Source organism: Grimontia sp. NTOU-MAR1 (assembly GCF_035758505.1).
In the GTDB taxonomy this organism is placed as follows: domain Bacteria; phylum Pseudomonadota; class Gammaproteobacteria; order Enterobacterales; family Vibrionaceae; genus Enterovibrio; species Enterovibrio marinus.
The window spans coordinates 2,986,386-3,009,818 of sequence record NZ_CP142108.1; the positions used below are offsets into that span (position 1 = coordinate 2,986,386).

General features: G+C 49.0%; 24 protein-coding genes and 1 pseudogene. 20 read left to right on the forward strand and 5 right to left on the reverse strand.

All coding sequences use genetic code 11. The annotated features are described in order from the left end of the window. Nucleotides 1-93 precede the first annotated feature (93 nt). The 6 genes from epd (at nucleotide 94) to gcvH (ending at nucleotide 6,633) form a co-directional block, all read left to right on the forward strand. The gene (gene epd, locus VP504_RS13885; protein ID WP_325891668.1) at nucleotides 94-1,122 is read left to right on the forward strand and encodes an erythrose-4-phosphate dehydrogenase; all 1,029 of its coding nucleotides are present in this window, start codon (nucleotides 94-96) and stop codon (nucleotides 1,120-1,122) included. Nucleotides 1,123-1,192: 70 nt separating this feature from the next. Further along, nucleotides 1,193-2,356: a phosphoglycerate kinase gene (locus VP504_RS13890; protein ID WP_325891669.1), complete on the forward strand. Its 1,164-nt coding sequence runs from the start codon at nucleotides 1,193-1,195 to the stop codon at nucleotides 2,354-2,356. 220 nt (nucleotides 2,357-2,576) lie between these two features. After that, the gene (gene fbaA / locus VP504_RS13895; protein ID WP_325891671.1) at nucleotides 2,577-3,653 is read left to right on the forward strand and encodes a class II fructose-bisphosphate aldolase; all 1,077 of its coding nucleotides are present in this window, start codon (nucleotides 2,577-2,579) and stop codon (nucleotides 3,651-3,653) included. Between the two features lie 357 nt (nucleotides 3,654-4,010). Then, nucleotides 4,011-4,907, forward strand: coding sequence for a small-conductance mechanosensitive channel MscS (gene mscS, locus VP504_RS13900; RefSeq protein WP_325891673.1), 897 nt, complete (start codon nucleotides 4,011-4,013; stop codon nucleotides 4,905-4,907). A 244-nt stretch (nucleotides 4,908-5,151) separates the two neighbouring features. Continuing rightward, nucleotides 5,152-5,985 (forward strand): small-conductance mechanosensitive channel MscS, encoded by an 834-nt coding sequence (gene mscS / locus VP504_RS13905; RefSeq protein ID WP_325891675.1) that lies wholly within the window; start codon nucleotides 5,152-5,154, stop codon nucleotides 5,983-5,985. Between the two features lie 255 nt (nucleotides 5,986-6,240). After that, complete coding sequence (gene gcvH / locus VP504_RS13910) at nucleotides 6,241-6,633, forward strand: glycine cleavage system protein GcvH (protein WP_325891676.1); 393 nt, start codon at nucleotides 6,241-6,243, stop codon at nucleotides 6,631-6,633. A gap of 85 nt (nucleotides 6,634-6,718) precedes the next feature. On the opposite strand, the gene VP504_RS13915 is transcribed toward gcvH, so the two are convergent. The 4 genes and pseudogenes from VP504_RS13915 to ygfZ form a co-directional block, all read right to left on the reverse strand. Beyond that, complete coding sequence (locus VP504_RS13915) at nucleotides 6,719-6,922, reverse strand: DUF1107 family protein (RefSeq protein ID WP_325891677.1); 204 nt, start codon at nucleotides 6,920-6,922, stop codon at nucleotides 6,719-6,721. Nucleotides 6,923-7,142: 220 nt separating this feature from the next. Next, a pseudogene (locus VP504_RS13920) lies at nucleotides 7,143-8,074 on the reverse strand (LysR family transcriptional regulator). Then, nucleotides 8,061-8,558 (reverse strand): aminoacyl-tRNA deacylase, encoded by a 498-nt coding sequence (locus tag VP504_RS13925; protein ID WP_442788879.1) that lies wholly within the window; start codon nucleotides 8,556-8,558, stop codon nucleotides 8,061-8,063. The pseudogene VP504_RS13920 and the gene VP504_RS13925 overlap by 14 nt, the downstream one beginning before the upstream one ends. A 2-nt stretch (nucleotides 8,559-8,560) precedes the next feature. Next, nucleotides 8,561-9,541, reverse strand: a complete 981-nt coding sequence (ygfZ, locus tag VP504_RS13930) for a tRNA-modifying protein YgfZ (protein ID WP_325891679.1) — start codon at nucleotides 9,539-9,541, stop codon at nucleotides 8,561-8,563. Nucleotides 9,542-9,725: 184 nt separating this feature from the next. Here ygfZ and VP504_RS13935 point away from each other — a divergent pair, with 184 nt between their 5' ends. The 3 genes from VP504_RS13935 (at nucleotide 9,726) to VP504_RS13945 (ending at nucleotide 12,299) form a co-directional block, all read left to right on the forward strand. Next, nucleotides 9,726-9,986, forward strand: coding sequence for an FAD assembly factor SdhE (locus tag VP504_RS13935; RefSeq protein ID WP_325891680.1), 261 nt, complete (start codon nucleotides 9,726-9,728; stop codon nucleotides 9,984-9,986). Then, complete coding sequence (locus VP504_RS13940) at nucleotides 9,958-10,365, forward strand: protein YgfX (RefSeq protein ID WP_325891681.1); 408 nt, start codon at nucleotides 9,958-9,960, stop codon at nucleotides 10,363-10,365. Before VP504_RS13935 ends, VP504_RS13940 begins: the two co-directional genes overlap by 29 nt. Nucleotides 10,366-10,490: 125 nt before the next feature. Next, nucleotides 10,491-12,299, forward strand: coding sequence for a methyl-accepting chemotaxis protein (locus VP504_RS13945; protein ID WP_325891682.1), 1,809 nt, complete (start codon nucleotides 10,491-10,493; stop codon nucleotides 12,297-12,299). Nucleotides 12,300-12,369: 70 nt separating this feature from the next. Here the strand turns inward: VP504_RS13945 and nadB are convergent, their stop codons facing one another. After that, the gene (gene nadB, locus VP504_RS13950; RefSeq protein WP_325891683.1) at nucleotides 12,370-13,983 is read right to left on the reverse strand and encodes an L-aspartate oxidase; all 1,614 of its coding nucleotides are present in this window, start codon (nucleotides 13,981-13,983) and stop codon (nucleotides 12,370-12,372) included. 426 nt (nucleotides 13,984-14,409) lie between these two features. On the opposite strand from nadB, the gene rpoE reads away from it, so the two are divergent. The 11 genes from rpoE (at nucleotide 14,410) to acpS (ending at nucleotide 23,367) form a co-directional block, all read left to right on the forward strand. After that, nucleotides 14,410-14,988, forward strand: a complete 579-nt coding sequence (rpoE, locus tag VP504_RS13955; protein WP_002537517.1) for an RNA polymerase sigma factor RpoE — start codon at nucleotides 14,410-14,412, stop codon at nucleotides 14,986-14,988. A 30-nt stretch (nucleotides 14,989-15,018) separates the two neighbouring features. Continuing rightward, nucleotides 15,019-15,639, forward strand: coding sequence for an RseA family anti-sigma factor (locus tag VP504_RS13960; RefSeq protein ID WP_325891684.1), 621 nt, complete (start codon nucleotides 15,019-15,021; stop codon nucleotides 15,637-15,639). A gap of 4 nt (nucleotides 15,640-15,643) precedes the next feature. Continuing rightward, nucleotides 15,644-16,618, forward strand: a complete 975-nt coding sequence (rseB, locus tag VP504_RS13965) for a sigma-E factor regulatory protein RseB (protein WP_325891685.1) — start codon at nucleotides 15,644-15,646, stop codon at nucleotides 16,616-16,618. Continuing rightward, complete coding sequence (locus tag VP504_RS13970) at nucleotides 16,615-17,109, forward strand: SoxR reducing system RseC family protein (protein WP_325891686.1); 495 nt, start codon at nucleotides 16,615-16,617, stop codon at nucleotides 17,107-17,109. Before rseB ends, VP504_RS13970 begins: the two co-directional genes overlap by 4 nt. A gap of 76 nt (nucleotides 17,110-17,185) precedes the next feature. Then, nucleotides 17,186-18,982, forward strand: coding sequence for a translation elongation factor 4 (gene lepA / locus VP504_RS13975; protein WP_325891687.1), 1,797 nt, complete (start codon nucleotides 17,186-17,188; stop codon nucleotides 18,980-18,982). A gap of 31 nt (nucleotides 18,983-19,013) precedes the next feature. Beyond that, nucleotides 19,014-19,913, forward strand: a complete 900-nt coding sequence (gene lepB, locus VP504_RS13980; protein ID WP_325891688.1) for a signal peptidase I — start codon at nucleotides 19,014-19,016, stop codon at nucleotides 19,911-19,913. Nucleotides 19,914-19,924: 11 nt separating this feature from the next. Then, complete coding sequence (rnc, locus tag VP504_RS13985) at nucleotides 19,925-20,599, forward strand: ribonuclease III (protein WP_325891689.1); 675 nt, start codon at nucleotides 19,925-19,927, stop codon at nucleotides 20,597-20,599. Beyond that, a complete protein-coding gene (gene era, locus VP504_RS13990) occupies nucleotides 20,596-21,510 on the forward strand; it encodes a GTPase Era (protein ID WP_325891691.1) in 915 nt (304 codons plus the stop codon). Before rnc ends, era begins: the two co-directional genes overlap by 4 nt. 32 nt (nucleotides 21,511-21,542) lie before the next feature. Continuing rightward, nucleotides 21,543-22,256 carry a DNA repair protein RecO gene (gene recO / locus VP504_RS13995; protein WP_325891693.1) on the forward strand — a complete coding sequence of 238 codons (714 nt, stop codon included), beginning with the start codon at nucleotides 21,543-21,545 and terminating at the stop codon, nucleotides 22,254-22,256. After that, nucleotides 22,253-22,984, forward strand: a complete 732-nt coding sequence (pdxJ, locus tag VP504_RS14000; protein ID WP_325891695.1) for a pyridoxine 5'-phosphate synthase — start codon at nucleotides 22,253-22,255, stop codon at nucleotides 22,982-22,984. The genes recO and pdxJ overlap by 4 nt, the downstream gene beginning before the upstream one ends. Next, nucleotides 22,984-23,367, forward strand: a complete 384-nt coding sequence (acpS, locus tag VP504_RS14005; protein ID WP_325891696.1) for a holo-ACP synthase — start codon at nucleotides 22,984-22,986, stop codon at nucleotides 23,365-23,367. The genes pdxJ and acpS overlap by 1 nt, the downstream gene beginning before the upstream one ends. Nucleotides 23,368-23,433 lie beyond the last annotated feature (66 nt).

Genomic DNA, 23,433 nt, shown 5'->3' on the forward strand with positions numbered 1-23,433 from the left:
TGATGAGAGACCAGTCACATTCTACGTGCGAAATTCACGTGCTTGAGATAGACTGTCAGCCGCATTTCATTAACGACACAGATCAGCAGGGATATGGCATTACGCGTCGCAATTAATGGATTTGGCCGCATTGGCCGTAGCGTGCTCCGCGCGCTGTATGAAAGTGACAAACGCGATCAGATAGAAGTGGTGGCGGTGAACGAACTGGCTGAGCCTGATGCTATGGCACATCTACTTCAGTACGACTCCAGTCATGGCCGCTTTTTCAAGAAAGTGACCAACAGTCAGGAGTCCCTGTTTGTCGGCGACGATAAAATTCGCATTCTGCACCTCAGTGATATCAATCTACTCCCTTGGCGAGATCTGGACATCGACATCGTGCTCGACTGTACGGGGGTGTTTGGCAACCGCGAACACGGTCAGGCACATTTGGACGCTGGCGCTAAGAAAGTGCTGTTCTCCCATCCAGGCAGTAACGATCTGGATAACACCATTATCTTTGGTGTGAACGAAGAAACTCTCAAACCGACGGATCGTATTGTTTCCAATGGTTCCTGTACCACCAACTGTATTGTGCCTGTAATTAAGGTATTGGATGAGCAGTTTGGGATTGAGTCAGGCACCATTACTACGATTCACTCTTCCATGAATGACCAGCAGGTGATCGACGCTTATCACCCAGATCTGCGACGCACACGCGCTGCCAGTCAGTCTATTATTCCGGTCGACACGAAATTACATTTAGGAATTGGAAGAATCTTTCCGAAATTTTCTGACAAATTTGAAGCAATTTCGGTTAGAGTGCCAACAATTAACGTCACAGCAATGGATTTGAGTGTTACTGTTCACACAAAAGTGAAAGTTAATGACGTAAATCAATCACTCGAGGAGGCCGCTCGGTGTACATTGGACGGCATCGTCGACTATACCGAGGCGCCACTTGTCTCGATAGACTTTAACCATGATCCCCACAGCGCCATTGTGGATGGCTCGCAGACACGAGTTAGTAATCATCATCTGATAAAAATGTTGATTTGGTGCGACAACGAATGGGGATTTGCCAACCGTATGCTCGATACAGCGTTGGCCATGGCAACAGTTACCAGTGGCTCGAAGGCTTGAGCCACGGCTTTCCGAAGTGGAGAAAGCCACAGCAAATTTTTGATTTTTGCAACTTAGAGAGAGGACGAAAATGTCTGTAATCAAAATGACCGATCTGGATCTGGCTGGCAAACGTGTATTTATCCGTGCCGATCTGAACGTACCAGTAAAAGACGGTAAAGTGACTTCTGACGCGCGTATTCTGGCGTCTTTGCCAACCATCAAACATTGCCTGGAAGCGGGCGCGAAAGTGATGGTTACTTCTCACCTGGGTCGCCCGACCGAAGGCGAGTACGCTGAAGAATTCTCTCTGCAGCCTGTCGTTAACTACTTGAACGACGCACTGGATTGTGACGTTAAACTGGCAAAAGACTATCTGGACGGCTTGGAGCTGAACGCAGGTGAGCTGGTTGTTCTGGAAAACGTACGTTTCAACAAAGGCGAGAAGAAAAACGAAGACGAGCTGTCTAAGAAATACGCGGCATTGTGTGACGTATTCGTGATGGACGCATTCGGTACTGCACACCGTGCGCAAGCATCAACCTACGGTGTTGGTGTGTTCGCTCCAATCGCATGTGCAGGTCCGCTGCTGGCAAACGAACTGGAAGCATTGGGCAAAGCGATGGACAACCCAGCTCGTCCAATGGTGGCAATCGTTGGTGGTTCGAAAGTTTCTACCAAACTGACTGTTCTGGAATCTCTGTCTAAAATCGCTGACCAACTGGTTGTTGGTGGTGGTATCGCGAACACCTTCATCGCAGCAGCAGGCCACAACGTAGGTAAGTCTCTGTACGAAGCTGATCTGGTTGATACTGCTAAGAAGCTGATGGACGAGTGTGCGATTCCAGTAGCGACTGATGTTGCATGTGCAAAAGCATTTGACGAGAACGCAGAAGCAGAAATCAAACACGTTTCTGAAGTTCAGGACGACGATATGATCTTCGACCTGGGTCCAGACTCAACGCAAGCGCTGGCTGAAGTCCTGAAGAATGCAAAAACCATTCTGTGGAACGGCCCAGTAGGTGTATTCGAATTCAAGAACTTCGAAGCAGGTACTAAAGGTATCTCTGAAGCGATTGCTGCTTCTGAAGGTTTCTCTGTTGCAGGTGGTGGTGACACACTGGCAGCTATCGACCAGTTCGGTATCAAAGCTGACGTTTCTTACATCTCTACCGGCGGCGGCGCATTCCTTGAGTTCGTTGAAGGTAAAGTACTGCCAGCAGTAGAAATGCTGGAAACTCGCGCGAAAGCGTAATGACGAACGGGGGGCGCTGCCCCCGTTTTTTATGCACCTTTGATAATTTTTTAATCATTGGAGTGCATATCTAAACACAAAAAATAATGTGTTTGGAATCACGTTTGGGTACAATGCGCAGCACTGTTCGCAAACGTTTGCCGAATTGAAACAAGTCGGTACGAAATACCGGCTTGGATAGGATTTCACTCAAGACAACAGAGTAAATAGGACTATTGTTATGTCTAAAGTTTTTGATTTTGTAAAGCCTGGCGTTATCTCTGGTGATGACGTTCAGAAAGTGTTTGAAATTGCTAAAGAGCACAAATTCGCTCTGCCAGCGGTAAACGTAGTAAACACTGACTCTATCAACGCAGTTCTGGAAGCAGCAGCAAAGGTTAAATCACCCGTTGTTGTTCAGTTCTCTAACGGTGGCGCAGGCTTCTTCGCTGGTAAAGGCCTGAAGCTGGAAGGCCAGGAGGCACAAATCAAAGGCGCAATCGCGGGTGCAAAATACGTTCACGCTATTGCTGAATCTTACGGTGTGCCAGTTATCCTTCACACTGACCATGCTGCCAAGAAACTGCTGCCATGGATTGACGGTCTGCTGGCTGCTGGCGAAGAGCACTTCGCTGCAACTGATAAGCCACTGTTCTCTTCACACATGATTGACCTGTCTGAAGAATCTCTGGAAGAAAACATCGAAATCTGTGCCGAGTACCTGGCTCGCATGGAAAAGATGGGTATGACTCTGGAAATCGAACTGGGTTGTACTGGTGGTGAAGAAGACGGCGTAGACAACTCTCACATGGACGCGTCTGAGCTGTACACTTCTCCAGAAGACGTTGCATACGCATACGAGAAACTGAACGCTATCAGCCACCGTTTCACTATCGCTGCGTCTTTCGGTAACGTACACGGCGTTTACAAGCCAGGTAACGTTGTTCTGACTCCAACCATCCTGCGTGATTCTCAAGCATATTGTGCAGAGAAATTCGGTATCGCACCTAACGCGCTGAACTTCGTATTCCACGGTGGTTCTGGTTCTTCTCAAGCAGAAATCGAAGAGTCTATCTCTTACGGTGTTATCAAAATGAACATCGACACTGATACTCAGTGGGCGACTTGGGATGGCATCCGTCAGTACGAGGCGAAAAACCACGATTACCTGCAAGGTCAAATCGGTAACCCAACTGGCGAAGACGCACCTAACAAGAAATACTACGATCCACGCGTATGGCTGCGTGCCGGTCAAGAAGGTATGGTTGCGCGTCTTGAGCAAGCGTTTAAAGATCTTAACGCGATCGACGTACTGTAATTCAAGTTTTATCTAAAAAATTTAATTACAAATCGTGTTGAAACCCGCTAAATTTAGCGGGTTTTTTTATGGCTGCTATTCAACCTGATTTATAGCAGCCAGATTCCCTAGCCACCTCAAGAGACAGAAAGCCTAAGATTGGCTTTCAACGTCTTGAGGTGGTTTGGTTTTTATATACCAATCACAGTAGGTAGCTGATCAGAAATAGCGCAGTAAAAATGCTCGAGAACAAGGCGAAAAATTTCGATAAGTAGTTATTCTACAATCAAATTTTTCAACGCAGTTATCGAGTATTTTAACAAGCTAGGATGAGCAGGTATTTACTACGATTGGTATTAGCCTTTGTGAGAGATGTAAATGACTGAGCAAAACGCTGTTGAGTCTGTTGAACAAACAGCAACTGAAGCGATGAACTGGTTGGCCTCCAACCAAGAATTGATGATCCAATATGCAGTGAACGTTGTGACTGCGCTACTTATTCTGTTCATCGGTAACTGGGTAGTGAAGAAAGTAGCAGGCTCTGTCGCTGCAGTATTGAAGAAACGCGATCTGGACCAAACGGTTGTCGATTTTATCGAGAACATGGTTCGTTATGTGATGTTCGCGATCGTGCTGATTGCGGCATTGGGTCGTGTCGGTGTTGAAACTGCGTCTATCGTTGCGGTTATTGGTGCGGCGGGTCTGGCTATTGGTCTGGCCTTACAAGGTTCACTTTCGAATTTCGCCGCAGGCGTATTGATCGTGACTTTCCGTCCGTTCAAATCCGGTGATTATGTAGAAGTAGGCGGCGTGGCAGGTTCTGTAGCGTCTATCCAGATCTTCTCTACTGTATTGACGACCCCAGACAACAAGATGGTAGTGGTTCCTAACGGCACAGTAATTTCGAGCCCAATCACCAACTACTCACGTCATGCGACCCGCCGTATCGATTTCATCATTGGTGTGTCTTATAAGGCTGATCTGCAGAAGACCAAAGAAGTGCTGACCCGTATCGTGAAAGCGGACGAGCGCGTACTGCAAGATCCGGAACCGACCATCGGTGTTCATGCGCTGATGGACTCTTCAGTAAACTTTGTTGTGCGCCCATGGGTGAAAACAGAAGATTACTGGTCAACCTACTTTGACCTGATGCAAGCCATCAAAGAAGGTCTGGATAAAGAAGGTATTGAAATTCCATTCCCACAAATGGATGTTCACTACCACTCAGCGGTAGCAAAAACAGTAGTCCCTGAAAAGGCCAAGCAAATCGCATAAGCGCATTGTTGGTCAAAGTTAATGCTGAAACCCCGTCTGGCGACGGGTTTTTTCTACATGTGGTACAGTGAATATACCAAAAAAACAGTGTTTTCGTTTTAAGTTTGAGACACTTCCTGTTGCTGCTTAAACTGTAAACTCTGCTCTGATTTTATCCGATCAGTTACGTCAGGAGTTTGTTGTACCGTCCTGTGGAACTCTAGGGAAAAACTAAAAACGGCATAAGAATACCAAGGAAAACGCAATGGAAAATGCTACTAACGAAGCGATGAGCTGGTTCAATGGCAATCAGGATCTGCTACTTCAATACGGTGTGAACATTATCTCCGCTCTCCTCATCCTCATTATCGGTAATTGGGTTGTCAAAGCCATTGCCAATGGTGTTGCCAAAGTCTTGCGCAAGAAAGAACTCGACGATACGGTTGTTGGTTTTGTGCATACTTTTGTCCGTTACCTGCTGTTCGTTATCGTACTTATCGCAGCATTGGGTCGCCTTGGCGTGCAAACCGCTTCCGTGGTTGCGGTTATCGGTGCAGCCGGTCTGGCTGTTGGTCTAGCACTGCAAGGTTCACTTTCTAACTTCGCAGCTGGTGTACTGATTGTTGCATTCCGCCCATTCAAGTCCGGCGATTATGTAGAAGTCGCTGGCGTTTCCGGCTCTGTAGATTCCATCCAGATTTTTTCTACCGTTTTGAAAACACCGGACAACAAAATGGTTGTCGTACCAAACGGCGCAATCATTTCTAGCCCCATTACTAACTATTCGAAACATGACACTCGTCGTATCGATCTCGTTATAGGTGTGTCATACAGTGCTAATCTGCAAAAAACCAAGCAGGTGTTGGCAGATGTACTGGCGAGAGAAACCCGTTTGTTGACCACCCCCGAACCAACAATCGGAGTGGTTGAACTGGCAGACTCTTCTGTGAACCTGGTAGTACGTCCTTGGGTCCGTACAGCAGATTACTGGGTAGTTTACTTTGACATCTTACAAGCGATAAAAGAAGCGCTGGATGCAGAAGGCATCGAAATTCCATTCCCGCAAATGGATGTGCACCTGAACAAAGTCGACGGCTAGCACCTGACAAATCCTTCAGAAAAACGCCAATGGCCGAAAGGTCGTTGGCGTTTTTTTGTTGTAAGGTTGTTTTGGGGACTAAGGCAATCCATCAGCGTTGCATTGAGCAAGGCTTGATCGAGTTAAAACTATTGCTTTTAGTGTGGTGATTTTTCTTGCGAAGTGTTCAAGGCTTTCCTAATTTGCGTATCTAACACCATGTGCTATCCCTATTTGTTGATCAACAAATATACGTATTGAGAAGGAATCTGATTTATGAGCAATATCCCATCTGAGCTGAAATTCACGACTTCCCACGAGTGGGTGAGACCAGAAGGTGACGATGTGTATACCGTAGGTATTTCCGACCATGCACAGGCTTTGCTGGGTGATATGGTGTTTGTTGATTTACCCGATGTGGGTGATACAGTCGATGCAGGTGACGATTGTGCAGTAGCAGAATCCGTGAAAGCAGCGTCAGATATCTACACACCGTTGACTGGCGAAATTGTTGCTATTAACGAAGATTTGGAAGGTTCGCCAGAGTTGGTTAACAGCGATCCTTACGGTGATGGCTGGTTGTTCCAAATCCGTATCAGTGATTCTGCGGAAATTGACGAACTGTTAGATGCCGAAGCATATCAGGACTCTATCGAGGAAGATGAATAACCCTCCCTCGCTCTGCAGATAAGAAAACACCGCGATAAACGCGGTGTTTTTCAAGCGAAGTGCCAGATCAAACGATCTTTAGCCATCAGTACATTTCTTTCAGTTTACGGATCTCTGTATTGATCTCCTTCACTGTCCGAAAGTGTTCAAAATCTCCATCTGACTGCGCCTGCACCATTCCTTGATGAAAGTCGAAATCACCCCGCCCATCGATGTGAATACGTCCACTGAATAGCCGGTAAACGTGTTTTGCAATGAGAGTCGGGATATAACGATTAAACATCCGCATTCGCAATTCCTTTTTTGTTTTTATTCCTGCCAACTTCCTAAACCGAGAAGATCCGTTGAATGAAAAGACAGTCACGTTCCACTCGGTTTTGGCGGGCGGCATTATAGCGATACGCGTATGACTGCTGTGTGACAGGTATGACACTTAACCGAAAATTAAGGGATGCAATCGCGTGACTTTGGGGTAGGTCACAGTTAGGAAATTGAGGCAGCAAGCCTATCTATCTGGCACGTAAATCTCGGACTTGATTACATACAGTTTTATCAATGGTTTGGCGTATCCAGAGGTTTTTAGTGCTACTTGCGTTCTTTTTGTGCCAGATTTGACGGATAACGAAATTGCTCACATCGATAGGTGTTGCGCTGATGGCTAGTTTGTCGTTGAACATGTCGAGTTTCGCCATCAACTCGGCCACGGTGCAGATAAGATTGCGCCCGGAAAGGAGATGGCGAATGGTGAGAAAGCGTTGTGAGCCCATCACTACCTGACGATCGCGACCAAGAGATTTAAGGGTGTTGTCCACGGGACTGTTTAACTGGCCGTCTACACCAAGGCGTGGGGCGTCTTGGTGTAGTCGTCCAATGAAAGAGGGGCACTCAGTCCAGTGGAATGTGGGTCAAACAAACAGACATGTCGCTCGGTATAGAGATTTTCCATCAATAACACCGGATCTTCGGTTTGTACTGCACCCAATACCACATCAACCTGATCGTTTTTCAATACCTCGCGGTAATTGACCCGATCAACTGGACGGCAACTTAGCTGACAGTGCGGCGCTTGCTCTCGAAAAACATCAAACAGTGCAGGGGCACAAACCAATTCAGCATAGTCGGTTAAACCGATGCGAACGGGCCCTGAATATTGCTTTGGTTCGAAAGATACGGGTGTCAGGACATCGGTGGCAATCGTGTCAAGAAGTGGGGTGATGACGGGCTCTAGCTCGAAGGCACGTGCCGTCGGTTGCATTTCATTGCCTTGACGGTGGAAAAGCGGATCATCAAGCAGGGTGCGCAGCCGAGAGAGATTATGACTCATTACTGATTGGCCAATTGAGAGCTTCTCGGCGGCGCGGGTGACACTGCGGGCTTCCATCAGTGCAGCAAAAGCGACCAGAAGGTTGAGATCGACGCTGCGCCAGTTAACTGGCTTCATAGTCCGTCTCAGTGTCACGGCTTATATCAGCGATGGTAGGCCCACAAAAATCGACCAGATCCTGAAAACGAAGTTCTACACCTGCCATCGGTGAACCGCTGCTGATGTTGATGTGCTCAAAGTCAGCAAGGCTTGGGTCGAAGAATATTGGCAGCATGCCAAATACAGATATTGGGGTCACCATGCCGGGTGAGTAACCGGTAATACTTTGTACATGCTTGCTGTCGACCATGGTCATGCGTCGACACCCGAGAAGGTCTCTAACTTTCTTAGGATCGACAGACGCTGTACCTGGTACACACGCCAAGGCCATCTGTCCGCCCATATCACGTAGCAACATGGATTTGACTAATTGATCTGGCTCAACACCGCGCTGCTTGGCCGCATCGAGTATAGTCGTTGCTTCACTCGCATGAGGCAGCAAACGGTGCGCGATGCCTGCATCGCGCAAAATTGAAAGGATAGGAGTATCAATCGAGGACATAATTAGGCCTCGTCTTCCAGGCTGTAAGGTAGGTCTACTTTCTGCCAAAGTACGTCGGTATCTGCAAGGCGGAACTGGCTGTCGTCATCGAGATTATTTGGCAGTACGACCAGTGCCAGGGCCTGACCATCTTCAAAACGATAACCAGAAATCACCGTACCACCGGTACGCCAGTTTTCACCCACACTGCGGTCAAATTTATCACCGGCTTTCGGTGTCTCTTCTGCTGCACCTTCAAGCAGGTAAGCAGCGCGTTTATTGATGCCACGGTATTTTGCGCGAGCCACGGTCTCCTGACCGGTATAGCAGCCTTTCTTGAAGCTGATAGCGTCCAGCGCCTGCAGGTTAATGGATTGTGGGATAAACTCGCTGATGTTGGCTTTTTCAATTGAAGGGATCGCCGAGCGAAGTTCCAGTAATGTCCACAATGAACTGTCACTTAGTGTTGCTCGTTCACCCAGAGTTGCAATTAGCGCGTCAGCTTCTTCTGCATTCACAGCAAGCAACCAGCGGTTGTTGTCGATACGAACGGCTGTGCCTGTTTGGGTTGCGCGAACATCACCTTCACCGGTGAAGCGCGATGCTACTGCGCTGTCAGCTTTCTCACCAGCTACACCAATCAACACTTGCTCAGACATCGAAAACTCGGCCTTGGAGAATACAGCATACTTTTTAATTTCTGTCAGTTGCTTTTCTGCCACAGAAGCAGGCTGTACATAGGCAATGCCGTCGTTATGGTGGAACAGGCGAATTGCAGACCAAACCTTGCCTTTAGCATCACAGTGGGCGGCAAGGGTTGAGCGGGTTTTCTCAAGCGATACCAAATCGCAGGTCAGTTGGCCTTGTAGATAAGGGATGGTGTCCTGACCGACAGCAGTGATCAAAGAAAGGTTATCCAACGCGATAACTGACAGGGCCGGCAACGCGCTGCCTGAAGAAAGAGGAAGACGGTTGAAAGCGTGTGTCTGGTACCAGTTTGTCATGGTGCTTCTCGCTTAAAAATAATTGGGATTATGGTAATCCGAGTCGAGGACAAAGTCAGCAATATGCCTTTGATATGGGGTCAGATCACAGGGTTACAAGATTCAATCCGTGAGTCATAGCAAGGCTATCTGCGCACTGATAATATCTGGAACAGTTATTTTTGACCTATTTTTCGAGGTACTCATGCTGGGCGCAGAAGACAAAGCGCGTATCAAATGGGCATGCCGTCGCGGCATGTTGGAGCTTGATGTCATTATCATGCCATTTTTTGAAGAGTGTTTTGATACGTTAATAGAAGAAGAAAAACATCACTTTGTTGCTTTGCTGGAATGTGATGACCCGGATCTGTTCACTTGGTTGATGGGACATGGCCGCAGCGATAAACCCGAGTTGGTGGCGATAACAAACAAAATTGTTGAGCACAACCGTAGCAAACTCCGTTAATGCAGATATCCAGCCCTCTCGCTTGCTGAAAGTGAGTGTTGGCGGTATCTATGTGCTGGCAGCGATGATTCTATTTGCTGCTAGTGCTTTGCCTCTTGAAGCTAAAGTGCTGCTGCTTTGCTTTATTATCCGCGAATCACACAGACAGTCTTCCTTTTTCACTCATTTCAACGGAAAGCTTTTCCTAAATATCGACGGGGTGTGTCGTTTTAATGGGGATACATTCCATGTTGAACGAGTCAGTTTTTTCAGTCGTCACCTTATCGTTTTGGATTTATCCTCACCCTTCGAACAGCGACGATTAGTACTGGCTTTTGATGCTTTTCAGGATGAAACATTTCGTCATATCAGCCGTGTATGCTTAGCGTTGAAAGCGTGACCTAAACCTCTCCTCTCTGTTTTTAGCGTACGCCATTCCTAAACGATTCATTGAAAATGCCGATAAGGATCGAAATAGGCATCGACTTTGCCGCCAGCGCAAGAAGTAAAGATGGAAGAGGTGACATGAAAATAAGAACAAAACTGTACGGTCTGACGGCATTCTCGGCATTGTCGTTAATATTATTTGCATTCATTGGTTGGCAAGCTTCAGAGCGAATGGTCGACTTGAAAACCAAACTATCTCTGGTCGCAGAGCTTGAAGTGAGATTGCTCAACCTGCGCCGTAATGAAAAAGATTTCTTGGCGCGGCTCGACACCAAATACGTGGATAGATTCTCGGGTAACGTCGCCAAGTTTGAACGAGATCTGAATACCTTGTCTCAGGATGCAAAGCGTCTGGACATTTTTCTGCCTCAAATCACTGCCGTGTCGCAGGCCATAAAAATATATCACAGTGGCTTTATTTCATTATCCAAAGGCTACGAGAAGTTGGGGTTGAACCGCTCCTCTGGTATTCATGGTGAGTTAGGCAGTACCAATGAAAAGCTTTTGAAAGACAATCCTTCAATTAATGATATTGCGTATCTCGTGACATTGAGTCGCCTGTTGATGGCGGATGTCACTGAAGCACGCTTTGATGAGTTTAGCCGTGTGTGGCAGAGCGTAAAGAACGAAACCGGTTTGTCTTCGCTGGATGCCCAGAAAGCATTGGTCGAGCGATATATGCGAGTCAGCCGCGAAGTGGGTCTTAACCATAAATCAGGTCTTTTGGGTAATATCCGTGGTCAGACCCACCAGGTCGAAGCAGATTTCGACGATATGCGACTGCAGCTAGCCAGTGAGCTGAAGACAGCTGAGGGGGCGCTGACGATCTCCTCGTTGGTTGTGCTGTTTGTGATTTCTGCTTTATTGATTACGGCGAGTATTCTACTCAATCGATATATTCAGCGTCGTTTAAAAACGCTGACTGAAACCATGGAAAAAGTGGCAGAGCAACGTGATCTGACTCTTCGCGCAGAGGCACAGGGCAAGGATGAGATAGCTCTGGTTGCTTCCGACTTCAACTTGGTGTTGGAACACTGCCAGTCTTTGATTGCTGGGGTAAAAATCTCCATTACCACCCTCAATTCGACGGCTTCGGATGTGCAGTCACGCAGCAACGAAGCGGAAGTTTCATTGGACAAGCAGCAATCAGAGGCTGAACTGGCAGCGACCGCCGTTAACGAGATGGAAGCGACCATTCGTGAGATTGCAAGCAACACTGAAACGGCTGCAGCAAATGCCAACCAAAGCCTGATCCGGGCGCAGAAAGGCCATCAAACTGTTCAGGCAACCCGTGATGCCATCATAACGCTGTCAGACGGCTTGGGTATTGCCAACAGCGATATACATAGTCTGGTGTCGCTGTCTCAGCAGATTGGCACTGTGGTTGATGTTATCAAAGACATTTCAGAGCAAACCAACCTTCTCGCATTGAATGCGGCGATTGAAGCTGCGCGTGCCGGTGAGCAGGGTCGTGGTTTCGCGGTGGTCGCGGATGAAGTGCGTTCACTTGCGACTCGTACTAACAAATCTACTGACGAAATCGCGACCATGATTGCCTCACTGCAGGAGCAAACCAACAGCGTGGTTGAGCGCATCAACACCTGTCAGCGAGATAGCCAGCAGTCAGTAAGCTATGTTGAGGAGGCTTCCATTGAGCTTGATAACATCATCGTTGATATGCAGCAAATCATGGATATGAGCACCCAGATAGCCGCTGCTGTTGAAGAGCAGAGCATGGTGGCAAAAGAGGTGAATATAAATGTTCACTCGATTCAGCAGATCACTTCTTCGAACACATCGTCTACTAGCGAGAATGTACAAGCTGCAGCCCGTGTGGCTGAGCAGAGTCGCGAGCTTGAGGCTGCTATCTCCGCCTTCCGTTCTTGAGCACTCTAATGCACTAACAAACCAAAAAAGCCCTGTTTAGAGGGCTTTTACTTCTTTTCTAAAGTAATTATCAGCACGGAAAATCTGGTACCAGAATAGTTGGGCCTGAATCTTCCGCTTTGTCCAGGTAATCAATAGTGTAGTGAAGACCACGGCTTTCTTTACGCGCCATCGCACAGCGTACCATCAGCTCAGCAACCTGAAGCAGGTTACGCAACTCCAGAAGGTTGTTGGAAACGCGGAAGTTGCTGTAGTACTCGTTCGTTTCCTGCTTCAGCAATTCAATACGACGAAGCGCACGTTCAAGCCGTTTGGTGGAACGCACAATCCCAACATAGTCCCACATAAATAGGCGCAGCTCGTGCCAGTTATGCTGTATGACGACTTCTTCGTCTGAGCAACATACCTGGCTGTCATCCCAGTATGGCAGCGTTGGTGGAATTTCTGCGGTGGCCGCATTCTCTCCAATGTGCATGGCGGCAGCCCAAGCGTAAACCACACATTCGAGCAAAGAGTTTGATGCCATGCGGTTAGCACCATGGAGGCCTGTGTAGCTGACTTCACCGATAGCATACAAACCTTCCAGATCTGTCTGACCATTCTGGTTCACCACGACGCCACCACAGGTGTAGTGCGCGGCAGGAACGATGGGAATGGGTTCTTTGGTCAGGTCAAAGCCAAAGGTTTTCAGTTTTTCGTCAATGGTCGGGAAATGCTTGGTAATGAACTCCGGATCTTTGTGGCTGATGTCGAGATACATGCAGTCAGCACCAAGGCGCTTCATCTCATAATCAATCGCGCGGGCAACCACATCACGGGGAGCAAGCTCAGCGCGATCATCAAAGTCCGGCATAAAACGGGAGCCATCAGGGCGGCGTAGGAAGGCTCCTTCACCACGAAGGGCTTCGGTCAGCAAAAAGTTACGCGCTTCAGGGTGGAAAAGACATGTTGGGTGAAACTGGTTAAATTCAAGATTGGCGACCCGACAACCTGCACGCCATGCCATAGCAATGCCATCACCGGAAGAGACATCCGGATTTGAGGTATATTGGTAAACCTTGGATGCACCGCCAGTTGCCAGTACCACAAACTTAGCGCGCACGGTTTCGACTGCTTCACGGTCACGGTTCCAGATATAGGCACCCAAGACGCGGTTAGCACCACTGATCCCAATTTTCTTGCGGGTGATAAGATCCAGCGCGTTATGGCGCTCCATCACCTTGATGTTGGGGTGCCGCATCACATTCTCTTGTAGCGAGTTTTGCACCGCTGCGCCCGTTGCATCAGCGGCATGCAGAATGCGTCTGTGACTGTGGCCACCTTCACGGGTGAGGTGGAATTTGGGCTCATCGTCGTCGCTGTCTTCTTCACGGTCGAAGGGAACACCACCATCAATCAGCCACTGAACACACTCTTTGGCGTTCTCAGCGATAAAGCTCACCACGTCCTGCTCACAAATACCGTCACCGGCAATGAGCGTATCCTCAACGTGGGATTCGACGGAGTCGCTTTCGTCAAAGACTGCAGCAATACCGCCTTGTGCGTAGTAGGTCGCCCCTTCGCTGCGTGGTCCTTTGCTCAATACCATCACTTTCTGGGTTGGGGCTAAATGGAGTGCCAGAGATAAACCGGCAGCACCGCTGCCAATTACCAGCACATCACACACGTGTTCTTGGTTGCTCATTGATTACGTATTCCTTTCTTCTAAGCAGCGGCCTAAGCCGATTGCCGGAAACAACGAGTTCGAGTCATTTCAGTGAGTTTACACTAATGTGGCAACACGTAGAACGTTGCCAGTTGCTTCATTATGCGACAGAGTAGGGATGGCGGAATGAGACTTGGTTATGGTGTGTCCAAACATTCTGATAGACTTTGCGATCCGGATCTAATCGTTTGACGAGATGGGTCGGGCTAGGGAACTTTCTTTTAATGTTTCACTCATAAACTTTGCTCACTCAACAAAAATCGCGCGGCAGAAAAAGACGCCGGGCACCATAGTGGCAAAGAGCGAGAAGAAATACCGGTAGCTGACAGAGTTCTGACCTTGACGGTGGACTCTGTCACAGAGAAAGCAGACTACTGGTATCAATAATAAGGAGAAGGCGCTCGAATGAGCGAGCAGTTAACCGATCAAGCCTTAATTGAGCGCGTTCAGAATGGTGATAAGCAGGCGTTTAACCTGCTGGTCGTAAAATATCAAAACAAGGTATGTAATCTGATCTCTCGCTATGTCAGCAACAGCGGTGATGTGCCTGATGTTGCGCAGGAAGCCTTTATTAAAGCATATCGCGCCTTGCCGGGATTTCGTGGTGAGAGTGCGTTTTATACTTGGCTTTACCGTATTGCGGTAAACACAGCGAAGAATTATCTGGTTGCCCAGGGCAGACGCCCACCATCAAGCGATATTGACGCGGAAGAAGCGGAAAATTATGAAAATGGTGGCGCATTGAAAGAAATTTCGAACCCTGAGAACCTTATGTTGTCAGAACAGTTGAAGCAGGTCGTTTTCAGCACGATTGAGTCTTTACCGGACGATCTGAAAACGGCGATCACCCTGCGTGAAATTGATGGCTTAAGCTATGAAGAGATTGCAGAAGTGATGGACTGCCCGGTGGGGACGGTACGCTCGCGTATTTTCCGTGCCAGGGAAGCGGTAGACAAACGTGTTCGTCCTTTGATGAACCACTAACAGTGTTACCTGTTAATAACGGTGAAATAAATGGCTGAAAAAGAAAACCTTTCTGCATTATTTGATGGTGATGAGATTGATCAGGCGTTGATTAACGCGCTGGAAAATGATCAGTCAGCACAGCATGCATGGAAAAGCTATGCCGTCACCCGTGATGTGATGCGTGGAGATGCGCCAAGTAATTCAGGCTGGGATATTGCCTCTAGTGTGGCGGCGGCTCTTGAGCACGAACCGTCTCACCGTGTGGAACCAGCACCACAAGTGGTACCAATGCAAGAGTCTCAGCCTACGCCTCAGATGGCGAGAAGAGGTATGCCATCTTGGCTGCAGCAGTTCACTCAAGTCGGTATGGCAGCAGCTGTGTCACTGGCAGTGATTGTTGGCGTGCAGCAGTATAACGGCGGCGAGCAAATGGATCCGGTTCTCGCGGCATCACAGCCCCCAGTTTTACAAACGATTCCTTTGGCGGGTTCTGCTGAGCCTGTAAGCCTGAGCCGTGAATCGTTGCAGGGCAATCCGACTGAAGCACAACTGATGGAGCAACGTCGCCGTGTCAATGCGATGTTTCAGGACTATGAGTTGCAGCTTCGCCTCAATGCTGATGAAATGATTGAACAAGACGAGAAGCTAACACCAGAAGTGAGCAACTAGATTGATGAAACATCTCCTGATCGGTGCCTGTGCACTGGTCAGTCTGCTTGCTAATGCCTCGACGGAAGAGAACCCCGCCGAGGCATTGTTGCATCAGATGGGCCAGGCAACCGAACAATTGGACTACGAACTTTCTTATATTCTGGTCCGCAAGAACAGTATTGAGCCTCTCCGTTATCGCCACGCTTTAGTCGATGGTGAGTCATTTGGTCACATTGCTTATCTGGCTGGTCCCCCACGTGAAGTCATTCGTCGTGGTGACGAAGTGAGTTACTTCGAACCTGGTATTGACCCGTTTACTATTGCGAGTAACCAGATGGTGGCGCCCTTGCCTGCGATCATGCATTCCGATATTGACCACCTGTCGACCATGTACGATTTCGTGTCGTTGGGAAGAGCCCGTGAAGCAGGTTTGGCATGTGATGTTGTTCGTGTGTCTCCCAAAGACGGCGCGCGTTATTCCTACGTACTTTGGATTGACCAAAACTCCAAGTTGCTGACCCGTGCAGACCTATTGGATCGCGACGGTGATCCAATTGAGCAATACCGTGCCATGTCGCTGGTGGTCTCCCCGCAGATTGGTAATGTGATGAAGCAGATGTCAGGTATTGAACTGCCACCAGTGGTTCAGGTGCCAAAACAACGCGACTCTGGCCTTAGCTGGCAAGTCACTTCTTTGCCTGATGGCTTTTCGCCGATTTATAGCAATCGTCACCGTTTGATGATCACTGAACGTCCGGTAGAAAGCCAGATGTTCAGTGATGGCCTGTTTAGTTTCTCTGTTTATATGTCAGAAGCCGATGATCTTTCCGTGCGTGAGCAGTTGGTGAGAAAAGGCCGTCGCACATTACACAGTCATGTATCCGGCAATGCAGAAATCACCGTGGTGGGAGACATTCCACCAGCGACCGCGAAAAAAGTGGCTGAGTCTGTCCGTATGGCAGCGCCACAAAGACATGAAGGAACGTCAACGCCATGATCACGGCGTTGGCGGAAGTCACTGGCAGTGGCGAGGGTTACCTGACTGTCCGCTGCCAGCAGAAAACCAGTTGTGGCAGTTGTGCTTCCAAGAACAATTGCGGTACAGGCATTGTGAGTAATGCGCTGCCGGGCAAAGTACTGGATATCCGTGTACCGTCAGAAAAACCAGTCAATGTGGGAACCTTGGTTGAAATCGGCTTAGAAGAGCAGACGGTACTGCGATCGGCGTTGGTGGTTTATATTCTGCCTTTGCTATTCGCGATTACGGGCGCTGTTTTCGGGCAGTTTCTCGCAGATTTGATAGCAGCAGGAGAGGGTGTGATTATTCTGTCTTCCGTGCTTGCGGGTGGGCTGGGATTCCTTGTAGCACGCAATTTTTCGCGGAAGCTGGAGCAGGATACAGGCGCAACACCTAAACTGTTACGCATCCTTGGCAATACCGTAGACTCGGCGGCGGTGATAAATGCCGCAACAGAAGATAGCGACTAGCCATTTATTTCGGTAGAATCCCGCCACTTGATCGTAAGATCCTCTTATTTTAACTAACGAGTTAGTCACACCATTTATGAAGCACATTCGTAACTTTTCGATTATTGCCCACATTGACCACGGTAAGTCGACTCTGTCAGACCGTCTTATTCAGGTCTGTGGCGGCCTAACTGACCGTGAAATGGCGGCGCAAGTTCTGGATTCCATGGATCTTGAACGCGAACGTGGTATCACCATCAAAGCACAAAGTGTGACGCTGAATTATGCAGCGCAGGATGGGGAAACCTATCAGCTGAACTTCATCGACACCCCAGGACACGTTGACTTCTCTTACGAAGTTTCTCGTTCTCTGGCGGCGTGTGAGGGTGCTTTGCTGGTGGTCGACGCGGGTCAGGGCGTAGAAGCTCAGACTTTGGCGAATTGCTACACCGCGATTGAAATGGATCTGGAAGTGGTTCCAATCCTGAACAAAATTGACCTGCCAGCGGCCGATCCTGACCGCGTAGCGGAAGAGATCGAAGACATCGTGGGTATCGATGCGACCGAAGCGACCCGCTGTTCGGCGAAAACGGGTCTGGGTGTAGATCTGGTTCTGGAAGATATCGTTAAGAATGTTCCGGCACCTGAAGGTGACCCAGAAGCGCCACTGCAAGCGCTGATCATCGACTCATGGTTCGATAACTATCTGGGCGTTGTGTCGCTGGTTCGTATTAAGAATGGCGAGCTGAAGAAAGGTGATAAGATCAAAGTCATGAGCACCGGTCAGGTGTGGGGCGTTGATCGCATCGGCATCTTCACACCAAAACAAACTGACACCCAAGGTCTGCGTACCGGCGAGGTGGGCTGGGTTGTTTGTGGTATTAAAGACATTCTGGGCGCGCCAGTGGGTGATACCCTGACCCACGCAAAACACGGTGCTGAAACACCATTGCCAGGCTTTAAGAAAGTGAAGCCTCAAGTTTATGCGGGTCTGTTCCCTGTTTCGTCTGACGACTACGAAAACTTCCGTGATGCACTGGGCAAACTGAGCCTGAACGATGCGTCACTGTTCTACGAGCCAGAAAACTCAGCAGCACTGGGCTTTGGTTTCCGTTGTGGTTTCCTTGGCATGCTGCACATGGAAATCATCCAGGAGCGTCTGGAGCGTGAATACAATCTGGATCTGATCACCACGGCACCAACCGTAGTGTACGAAGTGAAGAAGACCAACGGTGACACCCTGTATGTTGATAGCCCTGCGAAGTTGCCAGCGGTTAACGATATCGAAGTGATGGGTGAGCCAATTGCGCGTTGTAATATCCTAGTACCTTCAGAGTACCTGGGTAACGTTATCACCTTGTGTGTCGAGAAGCGTGGCGTTCAGGTTGACATGGTTTACCACGGTAATCAGGTCGCTCTGACTTACGATATTCCAATGGCAGAAGTGGTTCTGGACTTCTTTGACCGTCTGAAATCGACGTCACGCGGTTATGCTTCTCTGGATTACAACTTCCAGCGTTACGAAGGATCGAACATGGTGCGTGTTGACGTATTGCTGAACGGCGACAACGTGGATGCATTGGCTATCATCACTCACAAAGATCAGGCGCAATCCCGTGGTCGTGATCTGGTTGAGAAGATGAAAGAATTTATTCCACGTCAGCAGTTTGACATCGCAATTCAGGCAGCAATTGGTAACCACATTATTGCGCGTTCTACCGTGAAGCAGCTTCGTAAAAACGTCACCGCGAAGTGTTACGGTGGTGACGTAAGCCGTAAGAAGAAACTGCTGCAGAAGCAAAAAGAAGGTAAAAAACGCATGAAGCAGATTGGTAACGTCGAACTGCCTCAAGAAGCGTTCCTTGCGATTCTGCACGTAGGCAAAGATAAGTAATAAAAAGGGATTAAAGGTTTAGGGGAACACGATGGCTAATACTTTCTCGCTGATTCTGGTGCTTGTCACCCTGTTTACTGGGATTATCTGGGCACTGGATAAGTTCAAATGGGCGCCGCGACGTCAGCAAAAAGCGGCTGAAGCGCTCGATGTGGACGGTGGTGAGTTAAGTGAAGAGCAGGTTGCACAAGTTGCCCCTCAGCCAAGCTGGGTAGAAACCTCAGCTTCCGTGTTCCCAGTTATTGGCCTTGTTCTGGTGCTGCGTTCGTTTATTTACGAGCCGTTCCAGATCCCATCTGGTTCTATGATGCCAACACTGTTGGTGGGCGACTTTATCCTGGTGGAGAAGTTTGCTTACGGTCTAAAAGACCCGGTATTCCGCCACCAATTGGTGGAAACCGGGAAACCAGAGCGCGGTGATGTCGTAGTGTTCAAATACCCGCCGCAGCCAAGCATCGACTTTATCAAGCGTGTGATTGGTATGCCGGGTGATACAGTTCGTTACAGCGAAGACAAACGTCTGTGCATCCAGAAAAAAGGTGAGTCGACCTGTGAATTGGTGCCCGTGGACGATGTTCACAAGAGTGAATTCGTTCAGCGCGGCGCGAACCTGATTCAGGCGCAGGAAGAGTTAGGGGTTGAGCCACATCAGATTCTGGTGAATCCATACATGCCAAACCAAACCGGTCAATATTATCCAACGCCAGGTCTGGGAGAGTGGGTAGTGCCGGAAGGTCAGTACTTCGTGATGGGCGACAACCGCGACAACAGTAAAGACAGCCGCTTCTGGGGCTTTGTACCCGAAGCTAATCTGGTAGGTAAAGCAGTCGGTATCTGGATCAGTTTTGAATTTGATGAACAAGGCGATAGCTTCCTACCGTCTTGGGTACCTGTCGGGGTGCGTTTCAATCGCATCGGCGGCATTGATTAACTTGGAACGACATGACAACACCTATAAATAAATTACAGCGTCGCATCGGCTATGAATTTAGTGATGCGGCGCTTCTCAGTCTCGCCCTGACACACCGAAGCGCCAGTGGAAATCACAATGAGCGTTTGGAGTTTCTGGGCGATTCTATTTTGAGTTTCGTTGTTGCTGACGACCTCTACCATCGTTTCCCGAACGTTGATGAAGGTGATATGAGCCGCATGCGTGCAACCTTGGTTCGTGGTAACACGTTGGCTGAATTGGGCCGCGAGTTCGAGCTGGGCGATGTATTGCAATTGGGACCGGGTGAGCTGAAAAGTGGTGGTTTCCGCCGCGATTCGATCCTGGCAGACGCCGTTGAGGCGATTATCGGTGCTATCTACCTCGACAGCGATCTGGAAACGGTACGTGGAATTGTATTGAGCTGGTATAAACAACGTCTGGAAACTATCCAGCCGGGTGCGAACCAGAAAGATCCGAAAACACGTTTACAGGAATTCCTGCAAGGGCGTCGTAAGCCGCTGCCTGCCTATAATGTTACTAAGGTACAAGGCGAAGCGCATAACCAGCAATTTACGGTGGAATGTGAAGTAGCAGGTCTGGAGCGACCTGTGGTAGGTAAAGGCAGCAGTCGTCGCAAGGCTGAGCAAGCGGCTGCGGAACTGGCATTGCAAAAGCTGGACTCATGACTGATACGCACGAAACGCACCACTGTGGCTTTATCGCCATTGTAGGCCGCCCGAACGTGGGCAAATCGACACTTCTCAATCGTCTGGTTGGGCAGAAGCTGTCTATTACCTCGCGTAAACCACAAACGACCCGTCACCGCATTATGGGTGTTGATACCCGTGATGGTTATCAAGCGGTTTATGTGGATACACCTGGACTGCACATTGAAGAAAAGCGTACCATCAACCGTTTGATGAACCGTGCGGCGTCGAGCTCCCTGACTGACGTTGAACTGGTACTTTTCCTCGTGGATGGCACTCAGTGGACGCAGGATGATGAGATGGTGCTTAACAAGCTGAAGAAATCTGAGCTGCCAACCGTACTGCTGATCAACAAGGTCGACAACGTGAAAGAAAAGGGCGAGCTCTTCCCGCACCTTCAGGAAGTCAGCGCAAAGATGGACTTCATCGACGTGGTGCCGGTTTCAGCGAAACACGGGACTAATATCGACGTCGTCGAAAAACTGGTTCGCAAACACCTGCCAGAAGGCGAGTGGTATTTCCCAGAAGAGTACGTCACTGATCGCTCCCAGCGTTTTATGGCGTCTGAAATCATCCGCGAAAAGCTGATGCGTTTTACCGGTGATGAACTGCCATACTCAGTGACAGTAGAAATCGAGCGTTTCGACTACAATCCGGACACGGACGGCTTTGAAATCAACGGCCTAATCCTGGTAGAGCGTAGTGGTCAGAAGCGTATGGTGATTGGCAAGGGTGGCGACAAAATCAAAACCATTGGCCGTGAAGCCCGTCTCGACATGGAAGAGCTTTTCGAGCGCAAGGTTTACCTTGAGCTTTGGGTGAAAGTGAAATCTGGTTGGGCTGATGACGAGCGCGCACTGCGCAGTCTCGGTTATATCGACGACCTTTAATAGCTTTATTTGTGTAGACATTCAGGAGCGATATGGAAGGCTTGCAGCGCTGCTTTGTTCTGCACTCACGACCCTACAGTGAGACAAGCCTGATTCTGGATGTTTTCAGCGAAAATTACGGGCGCGTAAGTCTTATGGCAAAAGGCGCCCGTGGTAAACGCTCTCCCTTAAAAGGGGCACTCCAGCCCTTTACCCCGCTATTAATGAAATGGTCTGGCCGCGGCGAGATGCATACCTTGCGTCATGCTGAAGCTATGGGGCTTGCTATCCCGCTATCCGGAAATGCGCTGTTTTCGGGCTTTTATCTCAATGAGATCTTAAGCCGGGTGGTTGAACCAGAAACCTCGTATCATCAACTTTTCTTTGATTATGTCAATGCGCTGACTGAGCTTGCTCAGCAGAACAACCCTGAGCCTGCGCTCCGACGCTTCGAACTCGCTTTGCTGGATTCACTGGGCTATGGGGTCGATTTCCTGCATTGTGCAGGCAGCGGTGAGCCAGTTGATGAAGTGATGACGTATATCTTTCGTGAGCAGCAAGGTTTTGTCGCCTCGCTGATGAAAAGTAATAATCTCGCCTTTACCGGAAGCGATCTGATGGCGCTGGCGGCGCGGCAATTCTCAACGGTAGAACAGTTAAAAGCAGCGAAGCGCTTTACACGCTTGGCCCTCAAGCCTTATCTTGGCTCCAAACCGCTCAAAAGCCGTGAGCTTTTTATGTTAAGAACAAGGAAATCAACGCAATGAATACCATTTATCTGGGCGTCAATATTGACCATGTCGCGACCGTTCGCAATGCGCGTGGTACCCAATACCCTGATCCTGTGCATGCAGCTGATATTGCGGAGCGTGCAGGCGCGGATGGTATTACCGTTCACTTGCGTGAAGACCGCCGCCATATTAAAGACCGAGACGTTTATATTCTGAAAGACACCATCCAAACCCGCATGAACCTGGAAATGGCGGTGACTGACGAGATGGTGAAAATTGCATTGGAAGTGAAACCTGTCTTCGTGTGCCTAGTCCCTGAAAAACGTGAAGAGCTGACTACCGAAGGCGGTTTAGATGTGGCAGGTCAGCTTGAGAAAGTCAAAGCTGCAACCGAAACCCTGACCGTAGCGGGCATTAAAGTCTCGTTGTTTATTGATGCCGATCGAGCACAAATCGATGCAGCAAAAGCCTGTGGTGCACCGTTTATTGAGCTCCACACCGGACACTACGCTGAAGCGACGACTGAAGAAGAAATGCAGGCGGAGTTGAAGAAAATCGCTGCAGGTGCGAGTTACGCTAATGATTTGGGTATCAAGGTGAACGCAGGTCACGGACTGACTTACCAAAACGTGAAACCTATTGCCGCAATTCCAGAGATTTATGAGCTGAACATCGGTCACGCGATTGTGGGTCGTGCAGTATTTGAAGGCCTGCCAAAGGCAGTGGCTGACATGAAGGCCCTCATGATGGAAGCACGTCGCTGATGGCAGTGGTTGGCCTTGGCACTGACATTGTAGAAATTGAGCGCCTTGAGAAAATCATTGTGCGCACCGGAGATGCCTTTGCTAGACGTGTGCTGACAGAAAACGAGTTGGAAACTTATTCCAGCTCCAACTTCCAGGCCCGTTTTCTTGCCAAGCGTTTTGCAGTGAAAGAAGCAGCTTCAAAAGCGTTGGGGACGGGGATTGCCTGTGGCATAACCTTTCATGACTTTGAAGTGACGAATGATGAGCTTGGAAAGCCATTGGTAGGTTTCTCCGGTGTTGCGCGAAAGCTTGCGGATGAGCGAGGTGTGAAGCATATTTTTCTTACCATTGCTGATGAGAAACACTACGCCGTGGCGACCGTGCTGCTAGAAACCAACTAGCTTTTTCGCCAATGCAGACCACACAAACAAAAACGCCCGCAGATGCGGGCGTTTTGCTGTCGATCT